The organism is Nocardia sp. XZ_19_369, from assembly GCF_015355715.1.
Classification (GTDB): domain Bacteria; phylum Actinomycetota; class Actinomycetes; order Mycobacteriales; family Mycobacteriaceae; genus Nocardia.
In genome coordinates this window covers 678,288-703,339 of record NZ_JACVED010000002.1, presented here as the reverse complement: position 1 = coordinate 703,339, position 25,052 = coordinate 678,288, and the positions used below count along the sequence as shown (strand labels likewise).

19 protein-coding genes are annotated in these 25,052 nt (G+C 67.0%); 6 read left to right on the top strand and 13 right to left on the bottom strand.

The annotated features are described in order from the left end of the window. Positions 1–378: 378 nt before the first annotated feature. Positions 379–702 (bottom strand): helix-turn-helix transcriptional regulator, encoded by a 324-nt coding sequence (locus IBX18_RS09185; protein WP_194833289.1) that lies wholly within the window; start codon positions 700–702, stop codon positions 379–381. 182 nt (positions 703–884) lie between these two features. On the opposite strand from IBX18_RS09185, the gene IBX18_RS09180 reads away from it, so the two are divergent. Beyond that, positions 885–1,592: a M23 family metallopeptidase gene (locus IBX18_RS09180; RefSeq protein WP_194833288.1), complete on the top strand. Its 708-nt coding sequence runs from the start codon at positions 885–887 to the stop codon at positions 1,590–1,592. 226 nt (positions 1,593–1,818) lie between these two features. Here IBX18_RS09180 and IBX18_RS09175 read toward each other — a convergent pair whose 3' ends face one another. The 4 genes from IBX18_RS09175 to IBX18_RS09160 all read right to left on the bottom strand — a co-directional run bounded on the left by IBX18_RS09175 (position 1,819) and on the right by IBX18_RS09160 (position 7,392). Further along, positions 1,819–4,137 carry a molybdopterin-dependent oxidoreductase gene (locus IBX18_RS09175; RefSeq protein WP_194833287.1) on the bottom strand — a complete coding sequence of 773 codons (2,319 nt, stop codon included), beginning with the start codon at positions 4,135–4,137 and terminating at the stop codon, positions 1,819–1,821. Next, positions 4,134–5,105, bottom strand: a complete 972-nt coding sequence (locus tag IBX18_RS43060; protein WP_194833286.1) for an enoyl-CoA hydratase/isomerase family protein — start codon at positions 5,103–5,105, stop codon at positions 4,134–4,136. The genes IBX18_RS09175 and IBX18_RS43060 overlap by 4 nt, the downstream gene beginning before the upstream one ends. 530 nt (positions 5,106–5,635) lie before the next feature. Further along, complete coding sequence (locus tag IBX18_RS09165; RefSeq protein WP_228540613.1) at positions 5,636–6,274, bottom strand: TetR/AcrR family transcriptional regulator; 639 nt, start codon at positions 6,272–6,274, stop codon at positions 5,636–5,638. 212 nt (positions 6,275–6,486) lie between these two features. Further along, complete coding sequence (locus IBX18_RS09160; RefSeq protein ID WP_194833285.1) at positions 6,487–7,392, bottom strand: alpha/beta fold hydrolase; 906 nt, start codon at positions 7,390–7,392, stop codon at positions 6,487–6,489. Positions 7,393–7,517: 125 nt separating this feature from the next. On the opposite strand from IBX18_RS09160, the gene IBX18_RS09155 reads away from it, so the two are divergent. After that, complete coding sequence (locus IBX18_RS09155) at positions 7,518–9,374, top strand: Na+/H+ antiporter (protein WP_194833284.1); 1,857 nt, start codon at positions 7,518–7,520, stop codon at positions 9,372–9,374. A 124-nt stretch (positions 9,375–9,498) separates the two neighbouring features. Here IBX18_RS09155 and IBX18_RS09150 read toward each other — a convergent pair whose 3' ends face one another. Then, positions 9,499–10,047 (bottom strand): TetR/AcrR family transcriptional regulator, encoded by a 549-nt coding sequence (locus tag IBX18_RS09150; protein ID WP_107656752.1) that lies wholly within the window; start codon positions 10,045–10,047, stop codon positions 9,499–9,501. Positions 10,048–10,657: 610 nt separating this feature from the next. On the opposite strand from IBX18_RS09150, the gene IBX18_RS09145 reads away from it, so the two are divergent. Beyond that, on the top strand, positions 10,658–11,266 hold the full coding sequence (locus IBX18_RS09145) for a TetR/AcrR family transcriptional regulator (protein ID WP_194833283.1): 609 nt from the start codon (positions 10,658–10,660) through the stop codon (positions 11,264–11,266). 49 nt (positions 11,267–11,315) lie between these two features. Then, positions 11,316–11,981, top strand: a complete 666-nt coding sequence (locus tag IBX18_RS09140; RefSeq protein WP_194833282.1) for an enoyl-CoA hydratase-related protein — start codon at positions 11,316–11,318, stop codon at positions 11,979–11,981. Between the two features lies 1 nt (position 11,982). Here the strand turns inward: IBX18_RS09140 and IBX18_RS09135 are convergent, their stop codons facing one another. Further along, on the bottom strand, positions 11,983–13,170 hold the full coding sequence (locus IBX18_RS09135; protein ID WP_373889174.1) for an AI-2E family transporter: 1,188 nt from the start codon (positions 13,168–13,170) through the stop codon (positions 11,983–11,985). A 211-nt stretch (positions 13,171–13,381) separates the two neighbouring features. On the opposite strand from IBX18_RS09135, the gene IBX18_RS09130 reads away from it, so the two are divergent. Further along, positions 13,382–14,164 carry a crotonase/enoyl-CoA hydratase family protein gene (locus IBX18_RS09130; RefSeq protein ID WP_194833281.1) on the top strand — a complete coding sequence of 261 codons (783 nt, stop codon included), beginning with the start codon at positions 13,382–13,384 and terminating at the stop codon, positions 14,162–14,164. Between the two features lie 87 nt (positions 14,165–14,251). On the opposite strand, the gene IBX18_RS09125 is transcribed toward IBX18_RS09130, so the two are convergent. Together IBX18_RS09125 and IBX18_RS09120 are read right to left on the bottom strand one after the other, a co-directional pair. Next, on the bottom strand, positions 14,252–14,956 hold the full coding sequence (locus IBX18_RS09125) for a dienelactone hydrolase family protein (RefSeq protein WP_194833280.1): 705 nt from the start codon (positions 14,954–14,956) through the stop codon (positions 14,252–14,254). Positions 14,957–15,201: 245 nt separating this feature from the next. After that, on the bottom strand, positions 15,202–17,757 hold the full coding sequence (locus IBX18_RS09120) for a cation-translocating P-type ATPase (RefSeq protein ID WP_194833719.1): 2,556 nt from the start codon (positions 17,755–17,757) through the stop codon (positions 15,202–15,204). A 293-nt stretch (positions 17,758–18,050) separates the two neighbouring features. Here IBX18_RS09120 and fadD11 point away from each other — a divergent pair, with 293 nt between their 5' ends. After that, positions 18,051–19,865: a fatty acid--CoA ligase FadD11 gene (fadD11, locus tag IBX18_RS09115; RefSeq protein WP_194833279.1), complete on the top strand. Its 1,815-nt coding sequence runs from the start codon at positions 18,051–18,053 to the stop codon at positions 19,863–19,865. 623 nt (positions 19,866–20,488) lie between these two features. Here fadD11 and IBX18_RS09110 read toward each other — a convergent pair. The 4 genes from IBX18_RS09110 to mshC all read right to left on the bottom strand — a co-directional run bounded on the left by IBX18_RS09110 (position 20,489) and on the right by mshC (position 24,720). Further along, on the bottom strand, positions 20,489–21,535 hold the full coding sequence (locus IBX18_RS09110) for an MBL fold metallo-hydrolase (protein ID WP_306796203.1): 1,047 nt from the start codon (positions 21,533–21,535) through the stop codon (positions 20,489–20,491). Between the two features lie 643 nt (positions 21,536–22,178). Beyond that, entirely contained in the window at positions 22,179–22,934 is a 756-nt protein-coding gene (locus IBX18_RS09105) for a class I SAM-dependent methyltransferase (RefSeq protein ID WP_194833278.1), read from the bottom strand. Between the two features lie 40 nt (positions 22,935–22,974). Continuing rightward, a complete protein-coding gene (locus tag IBX18_RS09100) occupies positions 22,975–23,115 on the bottom strand; it encodes a hypothetical protein (RefSeq protein WP_194833277.1) in 141 nt (46 codons plus the stop codon). A gap of 366 nt (positions 23,116–23,481) precedes the next feature. Further along, on the bottom strand, positions 23,482–24,720 hold the full coding sequence (mshC, locus tag IBX18_RS09095) for a cysteine--1-D-myo-inosityl 2-amino-2-deoxy-alpha-D-glucopyranoside ligase (RefSeq protein ID WP_194833276.1): 1,239 nt from the start codon (positions 24,718–24,720) through the stop codon (positions 23,482–23,484). Positions 24,721–25,052 lie beyond the last annotated feature (332 nt).

The window sequence follows — 25,052 nt, the reverse complement described above, 5'->3', positions numbered from 1 at the left end:
GCCAACAACCGGTGGACTTCGCAGACTCGTTACTCGCGACGCACGCCGCGAATCCCTGCGGCTCGCGCGAGGATCCGCTGGCGCGTGCGAAGTGACAACGCGTGCAGCGTGTGCGAAGTGACGACGCGTGCAGCGTGCGAGCGACCAATCTCAGCACTCGCGGCGTCGAGGAGCATCACGCCCGGGCGTGTGCGTCCTGCCGCGCCGAGGACGTCACACCGCGCCCCCCACGTTGCGATCTGCCTCGACCGCGACTTCGAATACGGTGGCCTGGTGGCGACCCCGGTCTTGCCACTGACCATTCCGCTGCAGACGGTCCCATCCGCTAGCAACGAGCCCAGCCAGGCGTGTGCGATCTATCGCGCGGATCGATGGCACTCAGACTCTGCCGTCGGTCCGCGCGGTCTGCAACGCGGCCGCGTAGGCAGCGAGCGCACTCGGCCAGAACTGATCGAGATAGTCGCGGGCGTCGCCGAGACCGCGCGGGTCGAGCGAGTACAGCCGGCGGTTGCCTTCCGGACGCATCATCACCAGGCGCGCCTCGCGAAGAACACGCAGGTGCTGCGAGACCGCCGAGCTGGTCACCCCGGTGATTTCCGCCAGTTCGCCGACCGCGCGCCGAGCCTGCGGCAGCGCCTCGAAGATGGCGCGGCGGGTCGGGTCGGACAGCGCCGTGAGGGCACGAACTCCATTAGTCGCCACTGAAATAGTGTGATCACCGAGCGACCATTTGGTCAACTCGGTGCCCTACGGAATTTCCCCAGGTGAACATCGGAGGCGCGCGAGCGCGTTACACACTTGTAATACCCGAACTGGGCTTTTCCACCCTGTGACGGTAACCACAGGATTGCGGAGCTCGCATTAACCTCCCGTACGTTCGTTCCATGCCCGTGACCGTTCCGTTATCTTCTCGTCGGGGCGCGACCCGGACTCGACGCCACCGTGCCGCCACCCGCGCGGTGGCCGTGTCCGCGGTCGTCAGCGCCTCGCTCGGCGTGCTAGCCGCCGCCGATCAGCACTCGACCACCACCTCCGGCCACCTGACCGCCGGAACCCTCGCCTCCGCCGACGCCGACACCGCACAGCAGGTCGCGTTCACTGCCTTCACCCCGCGTGAGGCGCAGATGCCGCAGATCGTGCCGGAGACCGTCGTGTGGGAGCAGAATCGTTTCGCCGTCGAAGCGGCCCGCCCCAAGACCGTCCGCCCGATCGCGGGCATCCTGACCTCGACCTTCGGCGAGCGCTGGGGCTCGCTGCACGCGGGCCTCGACCTGGCCGACGCGATCGGCACGCCGATCGCCGCGGTCACCGACGGCGTCGTGATCGAGGCCGGACCGGCCAGCGGCTTCGGCATGTGGGTGCGGGTGCAGCAGGACGACGGCACCATCGGCATCTACGGCCACGTCAACGACATCCTCGCCACGGTCGGCCAGCAGGTCCGCGCGGGCGACATCATCGCCACCGTCGGCAACCGCGGCTTCTCCACCGGCCCGCACCTGCACTACGAAGTGCATCTGCCCGGCGGTCAGCCGATCGACCCGCTGCCCTGGTTGGCCAGCCGCGGCGTCGACATTCTGCGCAACACGCCTTAGTCCGCCGACCTTCGCGGGTCGATGAGGGGCTCGTGAAGGACGCACGCCCCGGCCGCGTATGTATCAACGGTGATACGTACGCGGCCGGGGCGTTCGTGTACCCGAGGGCGGGCCGAATGCAGAGTTCGGGAGAGCCGGTGCCTCGTTCCCGACGCACAGACGAATCATGAGATCGAGAGTGGCAGTGCCGCGTTTCGACACGCAGCCGATTCCCGCCGCGACTTCCTCAGACCTCCTGAAGTGCCTCGATGCGAGCCGGAACGTGCTTGTGCCAAGGTGTTCCCGCGATGGCGTCGCGCCAGGTGACGTCGGTCAGTTCGTTGGCGGCGACGCCGGTGCGCTGAGTGCCGTCGCCATCGGGCAGATCGAGGCCAAGACCATTCGGTAGCGAAGCGTGACCGCGCTGCATGCGGTCGTTGACTTCGACGGTCGAAATGGCGGTGCCGCGACGAGTGGTGATGCGGGCGCGGTCGCCGGTGGCGAGACCGAGGTGAGCAGCATCGTCGGGGTTGAGCCGCAGGGAGCCGTTCGGGTCGCGGTGGCGCCAGGTGCTGTCGCGGAAGATCGTGTTGGCGGTGAACGAGCGCCGCTCCCCTGCGGCGAGGACGAAGGGGAATTCGGCGCTGGTGTGGGAGGACGCAGTGCTGACGAGCTCGCGCAGTGTGTGCAGTAATTCCGGTATTGCCAACGGGATTCGCTTGTCGGGGTGCGGTACGTAGTCCCAGGCGTCGGCGTAGTCGTCGACGGTGAAGGTGACCCCGGAGCGGCCTGCGAGGATGGCGTCGAAGAGAGCGTCGGCGTCGCGATGGCCGGCGCGACGCATGGCGGCGGGGTACACCTTCGCGACGCGCTGGGCCAATCCCCACAGCACCGCCGCGGCGCGCGCATCGTCGGGCAGGGTGGGGCCGAGGGTCTCGTACAGCACATACGGCGCCACACCCGCGAGGGACTTGTCGACCGCGAGCATTGCCGCGAACGCCCACTTGTACGGGCGGCGACCGAGTTTCGCAGCCGTCCGTAGCACGGCCAGATTCCCGGCACCGACGGCGCCGAGCCTACGCAGCAGCCGGGCGTAGATCTCCGGCTCGGCCAGCGTGCCCGGCAGCGGGTCGAGGACCGGTGCGCGCAGATGAAAGGTGTTGTGCGGGAACTCGAGATTGAAGAAGGTGGCTTCCCATTTCTCGAACTGACTGGCTGCGGGCAGCACGTAGTCGGCGTGCCGCGCGGTCTCGGTGAGGGCGACGTCGAGGACTACGACCAGGTCGAGCGCGTCGAGCGCTTGCCGGAACTTGGCCGAATCAGCCAGGGAGTGGGCGGGATTGGCGGACTCGATGATCATCGCGCGGAAACGGGCCGGATGGTCGGTGAGGATCTCCTCGGCAATGGAGTTGCAGGGCACCATGCCGCCGAGGATCGGCGCACCCGTCACCGGCGTGCGTTTGATGTCGCGGCTGTAACCGGCCAGCGGTGCCATCCACGAGTGTGGCTGCATGGCACCGGGTTTAGCGAAGTTTCCGGTGAGCAGCCAGAGCAGTTTGTTCAGATACGAGATGAGGGTGCTGTTGGGACTCTGCTGCACGCCCAGGTCTTCATACGTGGCGACACTGGCGGCAGTGCCGATACGGTGCGCCGCCGCGCGCACGAGTTGTTCGGGTACGCCGCAGATTTCGGCATAGGCGGCGACATCGATTCCGGCGAATTCCCGCAGGACCGGCTCGGAATCGGTGGTGTGTCCGGCGAGGAAAGCATGGTCGACGAGGTCGTCCTGCACCAGAACGGCGAGGATCGCGGACAGGCACCAGGCGTCGGTACCCGGGCGAAGTTGCAGGTGGATGTCGGCGAGGTCGGCGGTTTCGGTGCGCACCGGGTCCAGCACGATCATGCTGCGGGCCGGGTCTTTGGCGATCTGCTGCAACACCGTTCGGGCCCGCGGGACGCCGTGCGACTGCCAGGGATTCTTACCGAGGAACACCGACACTTCGGCGTGCTCGAAATCGCCGGTGGTGTGGCCGCCGGTGAGGTGCCCGTCGACCCAGCCTTCCCCGGTTTTCTCCTGGGCCAAGGCGCTGGACCGGTAGCGGGCGCCGATCGCGCGGCGCAGGGCACCGCTGTACGCACCACCGAGATGGTTACCCTGTCCCCCGCCGCCGTAGTAGAAGATCTTGTCGCCGCCGTAGCGGTTCTTGACCTCGATGAGACGCGTGGCAATCTCGGATATGGCCGTGTCCCAGTCGATTTCGACAAAACTACCGTCGGGTTCGCGGCGCAGCGGCGCGGTGAGGCGGACGCCGCCGTTCTGATAGTGGTCCAGGCGCAGCGCCTTGTTGCAGGTGTAGCCGGCGGACGCGACATGTTCTTTGTCGCCGCGAATCTTGGCGAAGCGGCGGTCATCGAGCTGGATCAGCAGGCCGCAGTTGTTCTCGCAAAGGATGCATGCGGTCTTGTGCCACTCCGTGTTTGCGGCGTCACCACGAGCTGCCGTCGCGTTGGCGTCGCGCGACCGGTCGCCATCGACCCCGGTCCGGCCCGTTGCTGCCGCGGTCATTTGCTGACCTGATCCACGCGGGTGCCGTCCAGCCACGGTTTGAGGTCGGCGAGGAACGGTGTGTCGCCGAGGCGTTCGAGGTCTTCGAGGAAGGCCGACGTGGTGCGGCCGGCCGCAGCGGTCGTGCCCGCGGAAATGAATCCGGCCTGCTCACGGTCGAGACCGCGAGACAGCGACTTGTCGGTGCCGAAGTAGATGGCGCGCTTGGCTTCCGCGACGGCGACGGGATTGCGAGTTGCCAATCTCGCTGCGGTCGCCTGTGTTTCGGCCAGCAGCTGATCTTCCGGGACCAGCCGGTGCACCAGACCGAGTCGATAGCCTTCCCGCACCGACAGCGGTGCGCCTTCGAGAGTCACCTCGATTGCCTTGGCAGCACCCAGAAGTCGGGACAGCCGCTGTGTTCCGCCGCCACCGGGGATCAGGTTGGCCAAGGTCTCGATCTGACCGAGTTTGACGTGGTCGGCGTCGGCCGCGTAGCGCAGGTCGCACGCCAGCGCGATCTCGTGTCCGCCGCCGAGTGCCGGGCCGTTGATCGCGGCCAGATACACCACGCCGGAACGATTCATCCGCAGCGTGGTCTTCTTCCAGCGATGCCCCCACACCAGGCCGGCGCCGAGGCCGCCACCGAAACGCTCCGCCAGCCGGGCCGCTCCCGGCAGCCGCATCGCCACATCACCGAACCGCAGGAACGGTGCGGCGACTCGCGCGGGGATGAACGGATGCGGCAGTTCGATCATGCCGGTCAGCGCACGCGGGTCGGCGTGGGTGAGGAACCGGCCGGGCAGCCCGCCGGTCAGCACGACCGCGCCTACCGTGTCGTCGGCATCCACCGCCGCGGTCAGCAGGTCCAGATCACGCACGAATTCGGGAGTGGCGAAGTTGAGCGGCGGCGCGACGACCCGCGCCGTCAGCACCCGCCCGTCTCGGACCTGTTCGATGGTATCCAGCTGAAGATCGGCGGCGGACATCGGCGGCTCCTTCGATGCACATGGCAGCGGCCGGACCACGAGAATGCGGCAACGCAAACCCGGTTCACCCGAACCCGTTCTGATTATGGTGTCCACCATAATAGGTGTGTCAAGGGGTACCATCCAGGGTGGGACGAGTAACCAGTCCGTCGGGTAGCGATCGATGTTCGCGCGGCCTTGCTTACGCGACTAGGTGATCTCGCGTTCGGGATGCCGAAAACGGCGGCGCAACTGGCTGACACGGCAGCCGCGATCGGCGACCACCCGCGTCGCCCGTGTTGGACGACCGTCGCACCCGCAGACTCGGCCGCGCAATTGGCGACACCTACGCCGCCGGAACGTGCCCATCTGGTGCAACATTCACGCCACAGGGTTTGGCTCACTCGCAAGCAGCCAGCCCCTCGAAGGGCGCAACGAGCCCGTTCGGTGCACCGCCACCAGGCCATACAGAATCGCCACGCTATAGGCGACGGCACACCGCCGGAACGAGCGCACGCGGCAGGCGCCCACAAAGTTGCCCCGCTATGGCGTTAGTGCTGCGCCCCAGGGTCCGCCGTGCCGGTGGCGGTGGGGAGCAGGTCGCGCAGCTCGGCGACGACGTCGTCTAGCGGTGTGATGTCGCGCTGGGCTCGGCACAGCGCGATAGCGCCCTCGAAGGCGGCGACGGTGAGGGTGGCGAGGCGGCGGGCGCGCACTTCCGGAACCCCTTCGCGGACAAGCAGGTCGGCCAGCGAGGTCTGCCAGCGAGCGAAGGTCTCGGCGGCGGCACGGGCGAATTCCGGTGCGTCGTCATTGGTTTCGACCGCGACTGCGAAAATCGGACAGCCGGCGCGGAACTCGCTGTCGACCAGGGTGCGCCGCCACATCGCGCCGAACTGGTCGAGTGCCGTCACCGAGTCGTTGTCGCGGGTCAGCCGCTCGATGAACTCGGACATGACGGTCCCCGCCGTCACGACCGCTTCGTTGACCAGCTCCGTGCGCCCGCCGGGAAAGTGGTGATACACCGAGCCGCGCGGCGCGCCGGTACTGCTGAGCACCCGATCCACACTCGTAGCGCTGGCACCGTGCACCCGCAACGACTCCACCGCGCCCTCGATCATGCGCCGCCGCGCATCACCCGGCCGCGGGCGTACAGATCCGTCACTACGCGCTCGGCGTGTCCCTGCCATACCGCCATGTTATGGGATGTGCCATAAAGGTGACGCGGCATGGGTCGACTGATCTCGAGCAGAGCGGACCACACAGCTCCGATCAACCCGTCATGGCTGAGCCTGTGACGGATACCGGCTCGACCATGTCCCCATCCGAGGCGGTATTCATGATCGACGGGACATCGTGGCGGCCCTACTCGCGAAATGCCGCCGTCATGTCCCGTCGAAACTCACGTCGTCCGGTGGCCAACCCGGGTGGCATGGAAGTCGAGAAAGGCGGACAGGGTGTCGGCGGGAGCTTCCACCTGCGGATAGTGGCCGACTTTCGGCAGTTCGATCACGTCGGGATTCGGGATCAGTTCGCGGTAACGGCGAGCCATGTGCGCCCCGGACACCGGGTCGAGCAGACCGTCGATGAGGCGCAGCGGCACGACGGTGCCGCGGAGGGCACCGACCCAGCGCTCGCGATTCTTGCGACGTTCACCCATATAGCGAATCAGCTTGTGGCCGTTGCGTTTACCGCGCTTGCCACACCACAGCGTCCAGAACTGTTCCAGCTCTTCGCGGGTCGGCTTGGTATCGGGGCCGAAGACGGCGGACAGGCTCGCGGCGTAGGCACGCTCACTGGCCAGGAAGCTGAACACCGGTCCGAGCGGACTCGCCAGCAGGCGCTGCACCAGCCGAGCCCGGTGCGTCTCGGGGAACAATCCACCGTTGAGCAGGCACACCGACTCGATCACCAGCGACTCATCTCCCGCGGCGCGACGCGCGGCATCGCGGGCGAGCAACTCCTGAGCGACGGTATCCCCGTAGTCGTGAGCCAGGATGTGGACCCGGTCGACGCCCTGCTCCCGCAGCAGATTCTCGTGAATGTCGGCCTGATCGGCGATCGAATACTGATAATTGCGCGGTTTCGCCGACCAGCCGAAGCCGATCATGTCCGGCGCGAGCACCCGAGCAAACCGCTCGCACAGGCCCGGCCAGACGAGGTGCCAGTCCCAGGACGCGGTCGGGAATCCGTGGATGCAGAGCAGTGTGCCGGCGGCGCCACCGCCGTCGTCGTCGCGATAGAAGATCTGATGGCCGCGGTGGGTGAACCGCCTGCCGTTCGCCCGCCAGGACGCAAACTCCTCCATGCCTACCTCCTTGTCGCCGACAAGCATGGCCCCTGAACCCCTCCGGCACAGGAAATCCGTCGACAGCGGACGTGTCATGTACCGCGGGCAGAGTTGCCGGAGATGCGCTCTGCGAGAATGCCACGGTGCATGTCGCGATCGGCCTGGTGGTTCTCGTTGCCTCGGCGGCGGCGCTGGCGGCGCTGGCCCGCCGGTTCGGTGTGTCCGAACCCCTCGTCCTGACCCTGGCCGGAGTCGCGGCGTCGTATCTGCCGTTCGTGCCGGAGATCCATCCCGATCCGGAGATCATCCTGCTCGGATTGCTGCCGCCGCTCCTTTATACGGCGGCGATCCGGACTTCCCTGGTGGATTTCCGCGCCAATATGCGCACCATCGCGTCGCTGTCGGTGGGGTTGGTGCTGTTCACCACCTTCGCGGTCGCGGCGGTGGTGTGGTGGTTGCTGCCGGTGCCGTTCGCGGTTGCCGTCGCGCTCGGCGCGGTGGTGGCGCCGCCCGACGCGGTGGCCGCGACGGCGGTGGCCCGGCGGATCGGGATGCCACGTCAGATCGTCACCATCCTCGAGGACGAGTCGCTGTTCAACGACGCGACCGCGCTGGTGGCCTTGCGCACGGCGATCGCCGCGTCGGCCGGAACGGTGACGGTGTGGCAGGCCGGCGGCGACTTCCTGCTCGCCGCGGGCGGGGGTGCCGCGGTGGGCGTCGTGGTGGCGTATCTGCTTGCGCTGCTGCGTCGCCGGATCACCGACCCGGTGCTGGACACGACGCTGTCGTTCCTCGCCCCGTTCGCGGCGTACCTGCCCGCCGAAGGAATCCACGCGTCCGGCGTGATCGCGGTGGTGACCTGCGGCATGATCCTCGGGCACGGCGCGCCGGTATGGCAGAGCGCGGCGTCACGGATCGCGGAGCGCACCAATTGGCGCACCATCCAATTCATCTTGGAGAGTTCGGTATTCGTCATCATCGGATTGCAGGTGCGCGCGATTCTCGAGGGTGCGTGGAGCAGCGGGCTCGACCACCGGACCGTGCTGATTGCCGCCATCGGCGTGCTGCTGGCGACGATGCTGGCGCGACCGTTGTGGATCTTCCCCTGGTCCTTGCTGATTCGCCGAATCGGACCCACGGGGGGCGTTCCGTTGACGCATTCGGCGGTGGTGTCGTGGGCGGGGATGCGCGGGGTGGTCACCCTCGCCGCGGTGCTGCTGTTGCCGGAGGACACGCCACAGTTGCCCGTGTTGAAGCTGCTCGCACTGGTCGTTGTCGCGGGAACGCTACTGCTGCAAGGGACTTCGCTGCCGTGGTTGGTGCGGTTGCTGCACCTGCGCGGGCCGAGCCGTGCCGAGATGGCGCTACAGAAGGCGAACCTGCTTCAGCAGGCGACGACGGCGGGGCTGGCCGAGCTCGACAAGCGGATTACCCCGGACACACCGGCGTCGGTCGTCGATTCGTTGCGCGACCGGGTCACCTGGAAGACCAATGCGGCGTGGGAACGGCTCGGCCGGTCCGAATCCGAGTTGGCGACTCCGACGGCGGAGTACCGGCGCCTGCGGTTGGCGATGTTGCGGGTGGAACGCGAAACTGTTCTGCGCGTGCGGGATTCAGGTTCCGCCGACTATGAAATCCTGCAGTATGTGCTGGCTCGGCTCGACCTCGAGGAGTCGATGATCGATCGGTACGACGAGACGGAAGAGGAGCGTCTCGAACCGCTCTCAGCGCCTGCGGCTGGCGATACGTGCGCGCATCTTCGGGCTGCTCCGCTGGTGGTGGATCCGGCGAGCCCGGACGTTTGCGCCGAATGCGTTGCGGAGGGGATGAGTTGGGTTCATCTGCGAATGTGCCTGTCCTGCGGGCACATTGCCTGCTGCGACTCGTCCGTCGGTAATCACGCGACCAAGCACTACGGCAGTAGTGGGCACCCGGTGATGCGCAGCGTCGAACCCGGGGAGGCGTGGCGGTGGTGTTATGTCGACGAGTTGCTGGGTTGAGTGCGAGGCACGATCAGTGACGCGTACGCACGTCGGAGGCACGCACTGAGCAGGACAAGCAGCACGTCAGCCGTGTGGGACCAGGACGTGCTCCACCGGCATCCTTGATCAGCGGCAAGGGCTCTCAGCGACGGGCGTGTGAGTAGATCAGGCGCGCGTATTCGTTGAGCAACTTGTCCAAGGACAGATCTTCGCCCCCGGCCGCGATCTGTTGGTAGCCGATCAGCATCGCCATCCCGAGCCCGGTCACCACCGCCGAGGTGTCGTCGTCACCGACAACGCCCTTGATGGCCTTATGCACTGTGCGCCTGCGCGATTCGTCGACGCGCTTGAGCGCCAGGTTCACCGATTCGTCGTTGGCGGCCCAGGCGCGGATCGCGGCTTCCGCGGCGTGGTGCAGGCCGGAGGCGAGGTCGGACATAGCGCGAATGTCGTCATCGGGGTTGCCCTGGTTGAACTTCAGGGTGCGCAGGATCAGCACCTGCCGGTTCTCCCAGTGCTCGAGCAGCGCGTCGACGAAACCCTGCCAGCTGCCGAAATGATGGTAGAACGAACCGCTGGTGACGCCCAGCCGTCGGCACAGCACACCGATATTGAGACCCTTGAAACCGAATTCGGCGAGCACCTCCAGAGCGGTGTCGAAGTACTGCTCCTTGGTGACCACACGTGACATGCCGGGTGCCGTTCTGTTCGTTCGGGCAGGGGTGGGAGGACCGAACAGTACCCCATTGTCTCGCCGGCTCGTACGAGGATAACCAAGCCGCTACCGTGCCGTTCAAGCGACCCCAAGTACCTGTTACCCGGTGAAATACCTAGTGCGCGTATGGAATCGAAAGCCCGCAGAGAATACCCGTGAGCGTCGCCGGGCCACCCAGCCATCGCAGCCGGCCCAGCCCTGACGATGAGAAGCATGCAGCGCTATAGCATTCCGCATGCGAGAGGGTGCACGGCCGAGCCGAGCGCATGCACAACCGCTTCTGCACGACTCCGGATTAAGGGCATGCCGGCTCTAGCGACGAGAACGAATCACAAGCTGGGCTGCGAGCGACACCGCTCCGGTCACGCCCGACCATGAGTCACATCCGCATCCCGGATATCGCAGAGGGCCGGGCTGAGCCGACGTGCGGTCCCGGTACCGCGCCACGCCACGCTCTGACATCAGGAGCGAACAATGGGAAGGACGCTTGTGACACAAGCATTCCGTGGCTGAGCCCAGCCAACCAACCGCACCTTCATCCGGCCACTCCGAATAGCAGAGCAACTGCTCTGTTATAGTGATCGGCATGCCTCGCCCCCGCACCCACGACCCCGACATCGTGCTCGATGCCGCGGAGTCACTGGCCGTGCGATCAGGCCCGGCCGCGGTCACCACTCGCGCGGTCGCGGCGGCGACCGGCGTATCCAACGGCGCGATTTACCACACCTTCGGTTCGCGCGCGGAGCTGCTCGGCCGCACCTGGTTACGGGCCGCACACCGCTTCCTGGCCTTGCAGTCCGAACTGGTCGACGCCGCGCTGGACGGACCGGATCGGCAGGACGGCATCGATGCGGTGATCGCCGCCGCCGAAGCGCCCGTGGTGTTCGCCGAAAAGTTCCCGACCTCGTCGCGGCTCCTGCTCACCGTCGAGCGCGACGAACTGCTCGGTGACGTCCCCGACGCTATCGCCACCGAACTCGCGGACACCGACAAAGTGTTGGTGGAGTTACTGATTCGACTGTCCCGGCATCTGTGGGGTCGCGGCGACGGCCGCGCGGTCGATGTACTCACCGTGTGCATGGTCGACCTACCCACCGCGATTCTGCTGCGCCGCAACAGAATCGCCAATCCCCTGGCCCGCAAGCAACTTCGCGCGGCGGTGCGTGCGGTCTTGGAAGTAGGCCCACCACCGTGACCACAAAGCACTCCCACTGAATCCCGAACCGCACGACACAAGGAAACCCATGCCGACGCTCAGCTACCACGACAAGATCGCCGTCCTCGACCTCGGTGACGACGAAAACCGTTTCTCGCCTACATTTCTCGATGCGGTCAACGCCCAACTCGACACCGTCCTCGCCGACGGCGCACAGGGCCTGATCACCACCGCCAGCGGAAAGTTCTACTCCAACGGCCTCGACCTGGACTGGCTCGGCGCCAATGGCGACCGCACCCAGTGGTACGTCGGCGAAGTCCAAGCACTCTTCGCGCGCGTGCTCACCATGCCCGTGCCCACCGTCGCAGCACTCCCCGGCCATGCCTTCGGCGCGGGCTCCATGCTGGCCATCGCCCACGACTACCGTGTGATGCGCGCCGACCGCGGTTACTTCTGCTTCCCCGAGGTCGACATCCGCATCCCGTTCACCGAGGGCATGGCGGCGCTCATCCAAGCCAAGCTCACCCCGAAGACCGCTGTCGCCTCGATGACGACGGGCCGCCGCTTCGGCGGAACCGACGCTCTCGCAGTCGATATCGTCGACGCCACCGCCCCCGAGGGCGCGATCACCGACACCGCGCTGGCGTTGCTCGCCCCGCTCGGCGGCAAGGATCCCGGCACCCTCGGCGCCATCAAGAACACCATGTTCGCCGGCGCGGTCACCGCGCTGCTGGCTGCCCGCCAGTCCGAGTGAACTATTCCTTCGCCGGCTGAACCTCGTCGTCGGACTCCGGTGGCGCGGCGGTGACCACATCGATCTGCTCGCCGATGTAGCGGACCACCACCGCGATCACCGCCACCACCGGGACGGCGAGGAACGCGCCGACGATGCCGTAGATCGACCCACCTGCGGTGACCGCGAGCAGCACCACCACCGCGTGCAACTGCATGCTCCGGCTCTGCAAGACCGGTTGCAGCACATTGCCTTCCAGCTGTTGCACCGCGATGATGATGCCCAGCACGATCAACGCGGTCGTGAAACCATTGCCGACCAGCGCGACGAGCACCGCGAGCGCACCGGCCACGAACGCACCCACGATCGGGACGAAACCACCGATAAAGGTGAGCACCGCGAGCACCAGCGCCAGCGGCACCCCCAGGATCACCAGCCCCGCACCGATGAACACCGCATCGATCAAACTGACCAGCGCCTGGGTGCGGATGAAACCGCCGAGCGTGCCCCATGCCCGATTCAGCACCTCTTCGACGTGACGGCCGCTACGGCTGCCGAGCACGGCATGCAGCCAGGGCAGCAACCGCGGCCCGTCCTTGACGAAGAAGAAGCTCAGCACGAGCACGAGGAACAGGGTGACAATCGCCGACGTCGCAGTGGACACCCCGCTGAACACACCGCCCGCGATCTGCGCGGCACTGGACTGCAACCGGGACACGATCGCGTCGGCCGCTGAATCGAGTTGCTCATCGCGAATCCGCAGCGGCGGACCCTGCATCCAATCGCGCACCGTATTCACGCCCTCGGTGGACTTGTCCGCAAGGTCCGGGGCCTGGTCCACCACCGACGGCACGATCAACGCGATTACGCCGGCCAGCACGCCGACGAACGCGACCATCGTGATGGTCGCCGCCAAGGCCGGCCGCAAACCTTTTCGCGTGAGCCATCGGGTGGGCGGCCACAGCACGGTCGCGACGACGATCGCGAGCGCCACCGGCAGCAGGACCACCCACAGTTTCGCGAAGACGTACATCAGTACCCACGCGCCCGCGGCGATCGCGACAATGCACAACGCCCATTTCGCGAGCCACATGATGCCGGACCCGATCACGTCGCCGCGATCCGGTACCGCGTGGCTACCGCTGGTCTTGTCGGTCTGGTCGCGACCCTTGCTGGTCTTGTGCTGAATGTCTTCGCTCGGCCCACTCACGGGGCCAAGTCTTGCACGAGGGTGCGGCGCGAGCAGATCATTACGTACCGCGCGCCGCGGTGGTCCAGAGCACGCTGGGGTCGCGAGGGCACCACCTCGATCGGCCGGAGCTGAGCCTGGCGCGTCCCACCGGCCGTCCGCTGACTGAGATCTCGACGCGCACCGCAGCACTGTCCCGGTAGGTTCGAGTGATCTTCTGAAGGAGGGCACTTTGACCGCCGCAGCCACGCTGGAACGCCACGGGCACATCGCCGTGATCACCCTTAATCGCCCCGAGGCGATGAACGCGGTGAACGCCGCGTTGTCGAGTGCGGTGGGTGCCGCGCTGGCCGAGCTCGCCGCCGACCCGGAGCTGCGCGTCGGCGTGATCACCGGGGCCGGGCGGGCTTTCTGTGCCGGAGCCGACCTCAAAGAGTTGGCGCGTGGCAACGGGATTCACGATCCGGAGCATCCGGAGTACGGATTCGCCGGGCTGGTACAGCATTTCGTGGACAAACCGCTGATCGCGGCGGTCAACGGGTTCGCGCTCGGTGGTGGCACCGAGATCGTGCTGGCCAGCGATCTCGCGGTGATGAGTGAGGACGCCTCGCTCGGACTGCCGGAGGTGACGCGTGGATTGGTCGCTGCCGCAGGCGGATTGCTGCGGCTGCCGCGGGCGGTGCCGCCGAAGATCGCGCTGGAGATGGCGTTGACGGGCACGTCGATCGATGCCGCGAGTGCGGCGCACTGGGGGGTGGTCAACCGCGTGGTGCCCGCCGATCAGGTGCTGCCCACCGCGCTGCGGCTCGCCGAGACCATCGCTGCGAACGCACCGCTGTCGGTGCGCGCCTCCAAGCGGATCATGCACCGCGTCAACGAGTTCGGCTCCGACTGGGACGCGCCGATCTGGGAGATGAGTATGGCGGAAGCCGGGCCGGTGTTCGTCAGCAAGGATGCCCTCGAAGGTCCCCGCGCATTCGCCGAGAAGCGCGCCCCACAGTGGCGCGGCGAGTAAGCGCCCCCGGCTCGCGACCGACACCCCCGAGCACGACGCGACGACCGGCGAGGCTTACCCGCAGCGCGATCAACAGATCACCGGGTGTCAGGCCTTCTCCGCCCCATTGAGGTGAGTGTCGAAAAAGCTGAAGATGCGCTGCCACGCATCGCGCGTCGCATCCTCGTTGTAGCCGAGGCCGGTGACGCGCAGGATCGGGTCGGCGGGGGTGAGGTTGGCGAAGGCGTGGGTGACCTTCGGATAGACCTTGATGTCGTGCTCCACGCCGAGCTCGGTCAGTGCTTCGTCCAGTTTGCGTGGCGCGCCGATCAGGATCGGGTCGCGCTGCGCGTAGCTGGCGACCACCGGGCACGAGCCCTCGAGCATGGCGCGGTAGTCGCCGTAGAGGCTCGGGTAGAACGGCGCGGCGGCGTCGAAACCCTTCGGCGCGACCAGCAATGCGAAACCACCACCCATGCAGAATCCGACTACGGCGGTGCGGCCGGTGCAGTCGGGTTCGGCGACCAACCGGTCGCGCGCGGCCACGACATCACGCACCGGCGGGCCGCTTCCGCCGAACACCAAGGCCCGATAGATCGTCCGGATGCAGCGCACCCGGCCGCGGGAGAACAAGTTGGGCGCGATGACCAGATATCCGTAGTCGGCCAGCATGCACACGGTCCGCCGCAGATCCGGACCGAAGCCGACCCCGTCGTGGATCACCACAACCCCAGGCCACGGCCCCTCTCCGGACGGTCGCGCCAGGATTGCCTCGAGCCGTCCATCGGGTGCGGTGAGCTCAATCGTGTCCATGGCCATCGAATGTAGGTCAGTGTCTCAGACATGTACAGGGCGGGCTGCACAGACGCGACGGCGTGGGGCGATCGCGAGCGCCGGCCATGGCCGTACACAGCCACTCACGCGGCCAGCCACTCACGCGGCCAGCCACTCACGCGGCCAGCCTATCGAGTGCGCAGGGATGGGACCGATCGCCCGCGACCACGGTGCTCCGGCGCGGCCGGTCAGCCTGCCCCGGTGCCGCGATCGAATACCGGTCGTCAGCGGTGCGCGGGGTGCAGCTCGGTCGTCTCGCCTACGGACTCACTCGATGTTTGCCCCGGCAGTCGAAGACGTTTGAGCGACACCGCATTCAGGGCGACGATGATGCTGGAACCCGACATCGACATGGCGGCGATCTCGGGTCGCAGCGTGAAGCCGAACGCGGGAACGAATACGCCCGCGGCGATCGGCAGGGCGATGGTGTTGTAACCGACTGCCCAGGCCAGGTTTTGGTGCATCTTGCGCAGCGTGCCCCGACCGATCCGCAGGGCGGTCGGTACGTCGAGCGGGTCGGAGCGCATCAGGACCAGGTCGGCGGTTTCGATGGCGACATCGGTTCCGGCACCGATAGCGATACCGAGATCGGCACCCGCCAACGCGGGAGCATCGTTGACTCCGTCCCCAACCATCGCAACTTTGCGTCCATCCCGTTGCAGCTCAGTGATTTTCGCGGCCTTGTCCTTCGGCAGGACCTCCGCGATAACGGTGTCGATGCCGAGGTCGGCGGCGATGCGTTCGGCCGTGGCGCGATTGTCGCCGGTCAGCATCACCACCTCGACGCCCAGGTCGTGCAGCTCGGCGATTGCGGCCGCGGAGGTGTCGCGGGGTGCGTCGGCAAGGGCGATGACAGCACTCGCTGTGCCGTCGATCGCGGCGAGGACCGCGGTATGTCCCGAGTCCGTCAGCCGATCACGTTGCGGGGCGAGCGATCCGATGTCGATACCTTCGCGGTCGAACAGTCGGCGGTTTCCGACCACTACCCGATGTCCGTCTACCTCGGCGACAGCGCCGTGACCCGGAACGTTCTCGAACTTGCTCGCGTTCTCCGTTGCGACGCTCTGGTTTTCGGCGTGCCGGACGATCGCTGCGGCGAGTGGATGTTCGGATTCACGCTCGACGGCGGCGACCAAGCGCAGCACCTGCTCGGCTGAATATCCTTCGGCGGTAACTACATCGGTGACTTCGGGCTCGCCCTTGGTCAGGGTGCCGGTCTTGTCCATCACCACCGTTTGGATGCGAGCCGCGGACTCCAGCGCCAACGCGTTCTTGAACAGCACACCACGTTTCGCGCCGAGGCCGGTGCCGACCATGATCGCGGTGGGTGTCGCGAGGCCCAGTGCGTCGGGGCAGGTGATCACCACGACAGTGATCGCGAACAGCATCGCCTTCGCGAAGGAGGCACCGACGAGCAGCCACACCGCGAACGTCAATGCGCCGCCGAACAAGGCGACCAGCACCAACCAGAACGCCGCGCGGTCGGCGAGCTTCTGTCCGGGCGCCTTCGAATTCTGTGCCTGCTGAACCAGTTCCACGATCTGCGCCAGCGCGGTGTCCGCTCCGACCTTGGTCGCGCGAACTCGCAACGTGCCGTTGGTGTTCAACGACGCACCGATCACGGTCGAACCCGATTCCTTGTGGACGGGCATACTTTCGCCGGTCACCATCGACTCGTCGACCTCGCTGTCACCCTCCTCGACCACACCGTCGACGGCGATCTTCGCGCCGGGCCGCACCAGCAGCAGGTCACCGACCACCACCTCGGCGGTAGGTACCTCGACCGGCACGCCGTCGCGGATCACCTCCGCCATGGGTGGCGCGAGATCCAGCAGTGCGCGGATGGCGTCGTTGGCCCCGCCGCGCGCCCGCATCTCGAACCAATGACCGAGCAGCACAAAGGTTGCCAGCATCGTCGAGGCCTCATAGAACACCTCACCGCCGCCGGTCAGCGTGATCGCCAGCGAATACAGCCAGCCCGCCCCGATCCCCACCGCGACCAACACCATCATGTCCAACGTGCGCGCACGCAACGCCGCCACCGCGCCGGTGAAGAAAATCGCCGACGAATAGAAGATCACCGGCAAACTCAACACCAGCGCCCAAATATCCTGCCGCACCCCGAACGGCACCGGCAGATGCAACCCGAACATGTCGGTAGCCATCGGTGACCACAGCATCACCAGTACGGAGAACACGGCCGCGACAACGAACCGGTTCCGCATATCGGCGGCCATCTCCGCCATGGACATTCCGGCATGGCCCGCATGTCCGCCGTGATCGCCGTTGTCGACACCGGCTTGCCCAACGCGATCGCCGTCGCCGGCAATGTCACCGCGCTCGCCGTGTCGGCGATCGGCATCCCACGCTTGCCCGCCGAGGTCGGCGCGGTCAACGCTCCCATCCCGTTCCACATGTCGAGTGCGCCCGCCGCGGTCGCCGTGTCCATCGCCCGCCTGCGCGGCGTCGCGAGGCGTAGCCGTGCCGGAACCGCCCACGTCGCCGCGCGCGTCCGGTTCGATCATCGGGTCGCAGATGTGGGTGGGGACCGAGCGGCCGGCGCAGTGGTAGCCGCAGTCGCGGATCCAGCCGGCGAGTTCGGCGACCGAGGTGCGGGTGGGGTCGTAGGAGATGGTGGCGGTTTGGGCGGTGGGGTTGGCGGCGACGTCGAGCACGCCTGGTCTGCGGCGGAGAACGGCGGTGACGACGTTGGCCTGACTGGCCCAGCGGACGCCGCGCACGTCGAGAACTGCGGTGCGGCGGTGCGTGTCGTGGTTCACGTAGCTCACTCCTCGTTCGCAGAGCTCGGCTCGAGGGGTCAAGCCGAGGCGTGCGGTTGACCCATCCGACCATATACCCCTACGGGGTAGGTGTCTAACGTGAATCGCCGTCTCCGCGGCTTCAATCAAGTCGCGGCGACTTCAGCCGAGCTCGCTCGTGGCGTGCATCTCAGCGGCAGCACCACTCGCCGCATTCATCCGCCGGCACGGAAATCCCTCGAAACGTCCCCGTGCCAGTTCTCGCCATTTACCGTCTCAGAGAGATAGACAGCTGGATCGAACGGGGTTGCACCATGACCGAACCGAACACGTCCTGTGCCGCTTTTCAGCGGGTCGCGGCCATCGATCCCGACTCGGTCGCGGTCCGGTCGATCGGCGGTGCGCAGAGTTTGACCTGGCGGGACTATGCCGCGCAGGTGCGGGAAGTCGCGGCGGGATTGAGTGCGCTCGGGATCGGCCGTGGTGACACGGTCGCCCTGATGATGGCCAATCGGGTCGAGTTCTATCCGCTGGAGGTGGGCGCGCAGCATGCCGGAGCGACCTCGTTTTCCGTGTACAACACACTGGTCCCCGAGCAGCTGAATTATGTGTTCGGCAACGCGGGCAATCGAGTGGTGATCTGCGAGGCACAGTACGTGGACCGGATCCGGGCGTGCGGGGTGCCGATCGAGACCATCGTCTGCCTGGACGGCACACCGCCCGGAACCATCAGTGTCGACGAACTGAAGTCGTTGGGGCGCAGCGACTTCGACTTCGAAGCCAGCTGGCGCGCGGTCCAACCGGACGACATCGTGACCCTCTGCTACACCTCCGGGACCACCGGCAATCCGAAGGGCGTCGAACTCACCCACGCCAACCTGATTTTCGACGCACACGCCTTCGCCTCGGTCCTGCCCGTCGAGTTCGGCGACCGCCAAACCTCTTATCTCCCAACCGCACACATGGCCGACCGCTTCACCGCGCTGTACTTGCAGGAGGTGTTCGGCATCCAGATCACCGTCGTGCCCGACCGCACCCAACTACTCGCCGCACTCCTCGATGCCAGGCCGACAATCTGGGGCGCTGTCCCCCGTGTGTGGGAAAAGTTCAAGGCCGCACTGGAATTCGCGGTCGCCAATGAACCCGACGACACAACCCGAGCGGGTCTGCAGTGGGCGCTCGGCGTCGCCGCACGCAAGGCGCACGCTGGACTCTCCGGCGAACCGATCGACGACGCGCTGGCCGCCGAGTGGGCGAAGGCCGATGCCGCCGTCCTGTCCAAGCTGCGCGCGAAACTCGGTCTCGACCAGGTGAAGTGGGCGATGTCGGGTGCCGCCCCAATCCCACCGGAGACGTTGGGCTTCTTCTACGGACTCGGCATCCCCATCTCCGAAGTGTGGGGCATGTCCGAGGTGACCTGTATCGGCAGCGTCAGCCCGCCCGACGAAGCCCGGCTCGGCACGGTCGGCAAGTTGCTACCCGGCCTCGAGGCCACTATCGCCGAGGACGGCGAATTCCTGGTCCGTGGCCCGTCGATCATGCGCGCCTACCGCGAAGAACCGGTCAAAACCGCCGAAGCCCTCGACGCCGACGGCTGGCTGCACACCGGCGATATCCTCACCCAGGACCCCGACGGCTACCTCCGCGTCGTCGACCGCAAGAAGGAACTCATCATCAACTCCGCCGGAAAGAACATGTCTCCGGCCAACATCGAGAATGCCATCAAAGCGGCGACCCCACTCATCGGTTCCATCGCCACCGTCGGCGACCAGCGTCCGTACAACACCGCGCTCATCGTCATCGACGCCGAAACCGCCGAACCTTATGCGGTTCAACATGATTTACCCGACGCGTCCGCCGGCGCACTAGCCGCCGACCCGAGAGTCATCGCTGAGATCGCCCGCGGTGTCGCAGCAGGCAACACCAAACTGTCTCGGGTGGAACAGATCAAACGCTTCACCGTCCTCCCCACCTTCTGGGAACCCGGCGGCGACGAAATCACCCTCACGATGAAGCTCCGCCGCAAACCGATCGCCGCCAAATACGCCCCCGACATCGACCGCCTGTACACCCCCGACCTGCTCCCCGGAGTCCACGAACCCACCGCCCCAGCCGAATCCACCACCTAGCCGACCACTTCCCAAGCAGGGACACGCGAGGGCAGTCGCCGAACGGGACGTCGTGGCGAAACCACTCGCACGTTCACGCCACCACGTCCCTCCCGGCAGACGAGCATTCGCCGAACGGGACGTCACAGCGGCCCCACCCGCACATCGGCACCACCACGTCCCACCCAGCGCACACGCGGTTGTCGAACGGGACACCACGGCCGCCCCACCCGCGTATCGGCGCCACCATGTCCGATTCGACGCATGCGGGTTTCGTTCGGCACCACCACGTCCCGCTCGGCGCATGCCGGGCTGTCGAGCGGGACACCACGGCGGCCGCACCCGGTTCTCACGCCACCACGTCCCACCCGGCGGACAAACAGTCGCCGAACGGGACGTCACGGCGGCCCCACCCGCACGTCGGCACCACCACGTCCCACCCAGCGCACACGCGGTTGTCGAACGGGACGACACGGCGGCCCGACCCGCGTATTGGCACCACCAAGTCCGACTGGGCGCACGCGGGTTGTCGAGTGGGACATGACGGAGGGGCTACTCGCACTTCGCCGCCACCGTGTGCCACTCACCGTCAACCGACGGGGTGAGGGAGGCAGACGCGCCCAGCGGAGGTGTTGGAGGCTATGTCATAGCGGGAAAGTCAGACGTTCTGGGCGGATGTAGTCGGTCGGGTCGTAGAGGGAGCGGAGTTCGGGGCGGTCGGGGGTGGGGATTCGGGTGAGTTCGTCGCGCAGGGGTGGGTCGTAGGTGGCGGCGCCTGCGGTGATGCCGGGGAGCCAGTTGTCGTGGTGGCTGGGGACGAAGAGGGTGGGGGCGATCGCTTCGATGTAGCGGCGGGGGTCGCGTAGGCCGTTGGTGAGCTGGTTGAAGCCTTGGACTGAGCCGATTTGGACGTCGGTCGGGGGTAGGGCGGCGAAGACGTCGAAGACGTTCGGTGCTTTCTCGGTGAGTGGGCCGGTGGAGTCGTGCCAGACCAGCGAGAAACCGGGGACGCGGAATTGGTAGAGGAGGGATCCGCCTTCCGGGTCGTTCAGCCGGGGCACGTTCTGCAAGACCCCGCCCAGGGTCGGTGGATGTTGCACGAGGGCACAGAGATCCGGCATCGGGAAGAAGGGGGACGAGCCGCCGGGTCGTTCCGGTGCCGTGGGCGCGGAATGCACGTGCCGGATGGCGGTCACCTCGACGGCGCCGACAGTGAAGTCGTGCCGCTCCCCCGGTGCCGAATTCGCGTCGCCGAGTGCGACGGTCCGGAACGCCGGCTCGCTCACTTGCGCACGGATACTCACCCCGTGGTCGGCGGTTCCGTAGACGACCGCGCCGGACGCCTGCGCGATCCGTCCCGCATCACCGGCGTGATCAAAATGCCCGTGCCCGATGAAGATCGCCTCGGGTGCGAGATCCGCCAAATCCTGCGGGGTGGCGGGCACGTATCCGGTGCTGGTGAGCCTCGGAACCCACGCATCCAGCAGGAAGACCGACCCGCCGATCGCCATCGCATACGTCGTGCACCCCACCCACGCCAGCACCACCCGATCGGCGCGCACCGCGCCGGTTGCCGCGTCGACGGTGTCGGTTCCGAAGAACCGCTGCCTGGCGGCCACGGTCTGCGGCGCCGCAGGTTCAGCAGCCGCGGTCAACCGTCCTGCCGCCAGCAGAACCCCCGCTCCGAGCACCCCACCCAGCATCGTTCGCCGACCGATCAAGCCCGGTCCAGGAATGTTGCACACCGCAGTACCACATCACGGAACGCCTCCCCCGGCAACCATTTCGAGCGAACCGGTCGCCGACGCACCATGCCTCATTGCAGTAGCTCCGTGTCCGAGAATCGAATTCTATGGTGACCGGACGTTGCAGGTAGTCGCGGCCACTACCGGAAGCCGGGGCGATTTCCGGCAGCCGCGCCCGGGCACTCTTCGGCAGCCGCGCCCGGGCACTCTTCGGCAGCCGCGTCCGGGGCACTCTTCGGCAGCCACGTCCAGGACGCTCTTCGGCAGCGGCAGCGGCAGCTCGCCAGCGGCAGCAGCGGCAGCTCGCCAGCGGCAGCAGCGGCAGCTCGCCAGCGGCAGCAGCGGCAGCTCGCCAGCGGCAGCAGCGGCAGCAGCGGCTCGCCAGCGCCGACGGCAGCAGCGGCTCGCCAGCGGCGGCAGCTCGCCAGCAGCAGTAGCTCGCCAGCAGCAGTGGCTCGCCACCAGCGAGAAGGCGTACCGCCGCCGACTTGCTTGCCCGCGCCTTCAGGTGGCCAGAATCACCTCTCCGCCCCAACGATTCAGCCGCGGCAGCACCATGACTCATGCGCCGAACTCCCGCAAGCTGCACTCAGCGCTGCAACGTCGTGGTGCAGACCCGGAGAGTGAACACGGCTTCGGCAGGACCGTGCTCAGGAAAGAACGGCCGAAGCTCTTCGGTGAGCGCGTGCTGTAGCTCGGGGAGGTTCGCCTCGCTGGTCGCAGCGGCCGTATTGCTTTGGCTCACGAGATAAGCCGCTGCCGCCTCGCAGGTCATCGGAACCCGCCATTCCTGGTCGGAGCTGACAGTGGGGCCGAAACCTGCGGCGGTGGCGGCGTCAGGATCGAAGTGCGGCCGCCGGCGTACCGATGGATACCGGGACATGTACTCGTCCCGCATCCACTCCGCGAACGCCGGTCGATCCACCAGGCGACCGTGGAAGTAGTCGCTGTAGACGGCGAGCCCACCGCCGCGGCGCAGCACGCGGGCCAGCTCGGCGAGCACCTGCGGCGGGTCGAACCAGTGGAATGCCGCTGCGACAGTAGCCAACTCGGCGACGCCGTCTTTCAGCGGAAGCTGTTCGGCTGTCGCCGTGACGAATTGCGCCCGCGGGTGCCGTTCAGCGGTGCGCACCATCGCTGCCGACGCATCGCAGGCGACGACCCGTGTCGCCGCGTCGAGCACAGCGCGGGTCGACAGCCCCGTGCCGCAGGCGACATCCACCGCGACACCTACGCGATCGATCGCCAACTGCCGCAGGGCAATCCGCAACGCCTGCGGATGGTAGTAAAGCCGCCCGCGCACATAACGCTCAGCGATCGCCGCACTGTCGAACGGATTGCCCATCCTGCCGCCCCCTATGCCGAGTCCGATTCACATGGCGTCACTAGCTACTGCCGTAGACCAAGCTCGGCCACACCGATCCGTAGAGCTGACACCAGAACAAGACGATCTGGTGGCACACGCCGCCGACCAGCCGCGCGGCCTCGACCGAATCCGCCGCGTGGCAGAACTTCGACCACGCCAACAGCGTCTGCGCGGACTGCCGGGCCCAGGGCGACAGCCGCCTGCACCACGAAACTCATTGCCGATCAGCGTAACTCGCAGGAAGCCCACCGAGTCCCGATCAGTGACGAGCCCGACACTCCAGGCTTCGCGGCGGTCTTCATGACAACACTGTCACCGGCTGTCAGCTCGCGGCGAGTGGCGGCGGAGGCCGACGGCTGGACGCCCGACACCCCACTGCCGCCAAGCTGACGACCGATGGCGCACGACGTTGGCACCGCGAATGGCCATCATGTCGGGGAATTGACTGCCATTCCGCACTTCGCCGACCACCTCGCATCTCGCCGCACTCTATGGGGAAATGCGCGAGGTGACTGATCCGAAAAAACTACAGGCTGATACCGAGCAGCGCGTCGACAGCCGCTTTGACCGACGCCGGAGCATCGACATCCGCCCCACCGTAATCCAGCGCTTGACGAGCCCAATTGTCCAGCGCGTCCAGCGCTTTCGGCGTATCCAGATCATCGGCCAGATGCTGACGGACACGAGCGATGGTGTCATCAGCCGCGGGCCCCGAGGCGAGGGCGGTCGCGCGACGCCACTGGTCCAGACGAGTCTTGGCCTGCTCGAGCACCGCGTCGGTCCACATCCGATCCTGCCGGTAGTGCCCTGCCAGCAGTCCGAGGCGGATCGCGGCCGGGTCGACCCCGCTGCGGCGCAGCGTGGAGACCAGCACAAGGTTGCCCTTGGACTTCGACATCTTCTCGCCGTCCAGTCCGATCAGACCGGCGTGCACGTAGTGGCGGGCGAAGCGGCGGCCCGCGATGAGCGACTCGGCGTGCGCGGCGGAGTATTCGTGGTGCGGGTAGATGAGGTCGCTGCCACCACCCTGGATATCGAACTCGGCGCCGATCCGGTTGAGCGCGATCGCCGAACACTCGATGTGCCAGCCGGGGCGCCCCGCGCCGAACGGTGCGGGCCAGGACGGCTCGCCGGGACGCTCGGCGCGCCAGAGCAGCGCGTCGATGGTGTCGCGCTTGCCGGGACGGTCCGGGTCGCCACCGCGTTCGGCGAACAGGCGCTCCATGGTGGCGCGGTCGTAGCCGGATTCGTAGCCGAACTGCTCGGTGGCGTCGGCGCGGAAGTAGATGTCGGGGAACTCGGCGTCGTCGACGGTGTAGGCGGCTCCGGAGGCCAGCAGCTTCTGCACGAATTCGACGACCTCGTCGACGGATTCGATGGCGCCGACGTACTCGCGCGGCGGCACGATGCGCAGTGCCGACATGTCCTCGCGGAACAGTTCGATCTCGCGGGTGCCCAGATCGCGCCAGTCGATGCCGTCGCGCTCGGCCCGTTCGAACAGCGGATCATCGACGTCGGTCACGTTCTGCACGTAGTGCACCTCGTGGCCCGCGTCCCGCCAGAGCCGGTTGACCAGATCGAAGGTCAGATAGGTGGCGGCGTGACCGAGATGGGTGGCGTCATAAGGGGTGATCCCGCAGACGTACATGGTGGCGGTGGCACCGGGTGTCACCGGCCGCACCTGACGGTCGGCGGTGTCGTACAACCGCAACGGTGGCCCTGCTCCGGGGATGGTGGGTAGGGCTGTATCGGACCAGGACTGCATGATTCGAGGGTAAAGGTGTGGTCGAGAGCATCGCTCCCCGCCCCGGTCGAGCGGCCCTGGCAAGCCGCTGACCAGCCGCTCCCGACCTGCGTTTTCCAGCAAATCATGGGATGTCAAGAGTTTCGCTCTCGCAGAATCTGCTGTCGGTCGGGCTGCTCGCGATGCTGTGGGCAGATCCACTCCCGGCCTCGATAAGGCACCGAGCGCCACCGAGTCGACCGCCGACAATATCGTCCCGGCTGTCGGAGAGCAACGAGGAACTCCACGCCGATCCGCCCCCGTTCGGCACTTCGTGCAGTCCTGCCCGCAGTGCCGAATCGACTGCCCTCGGC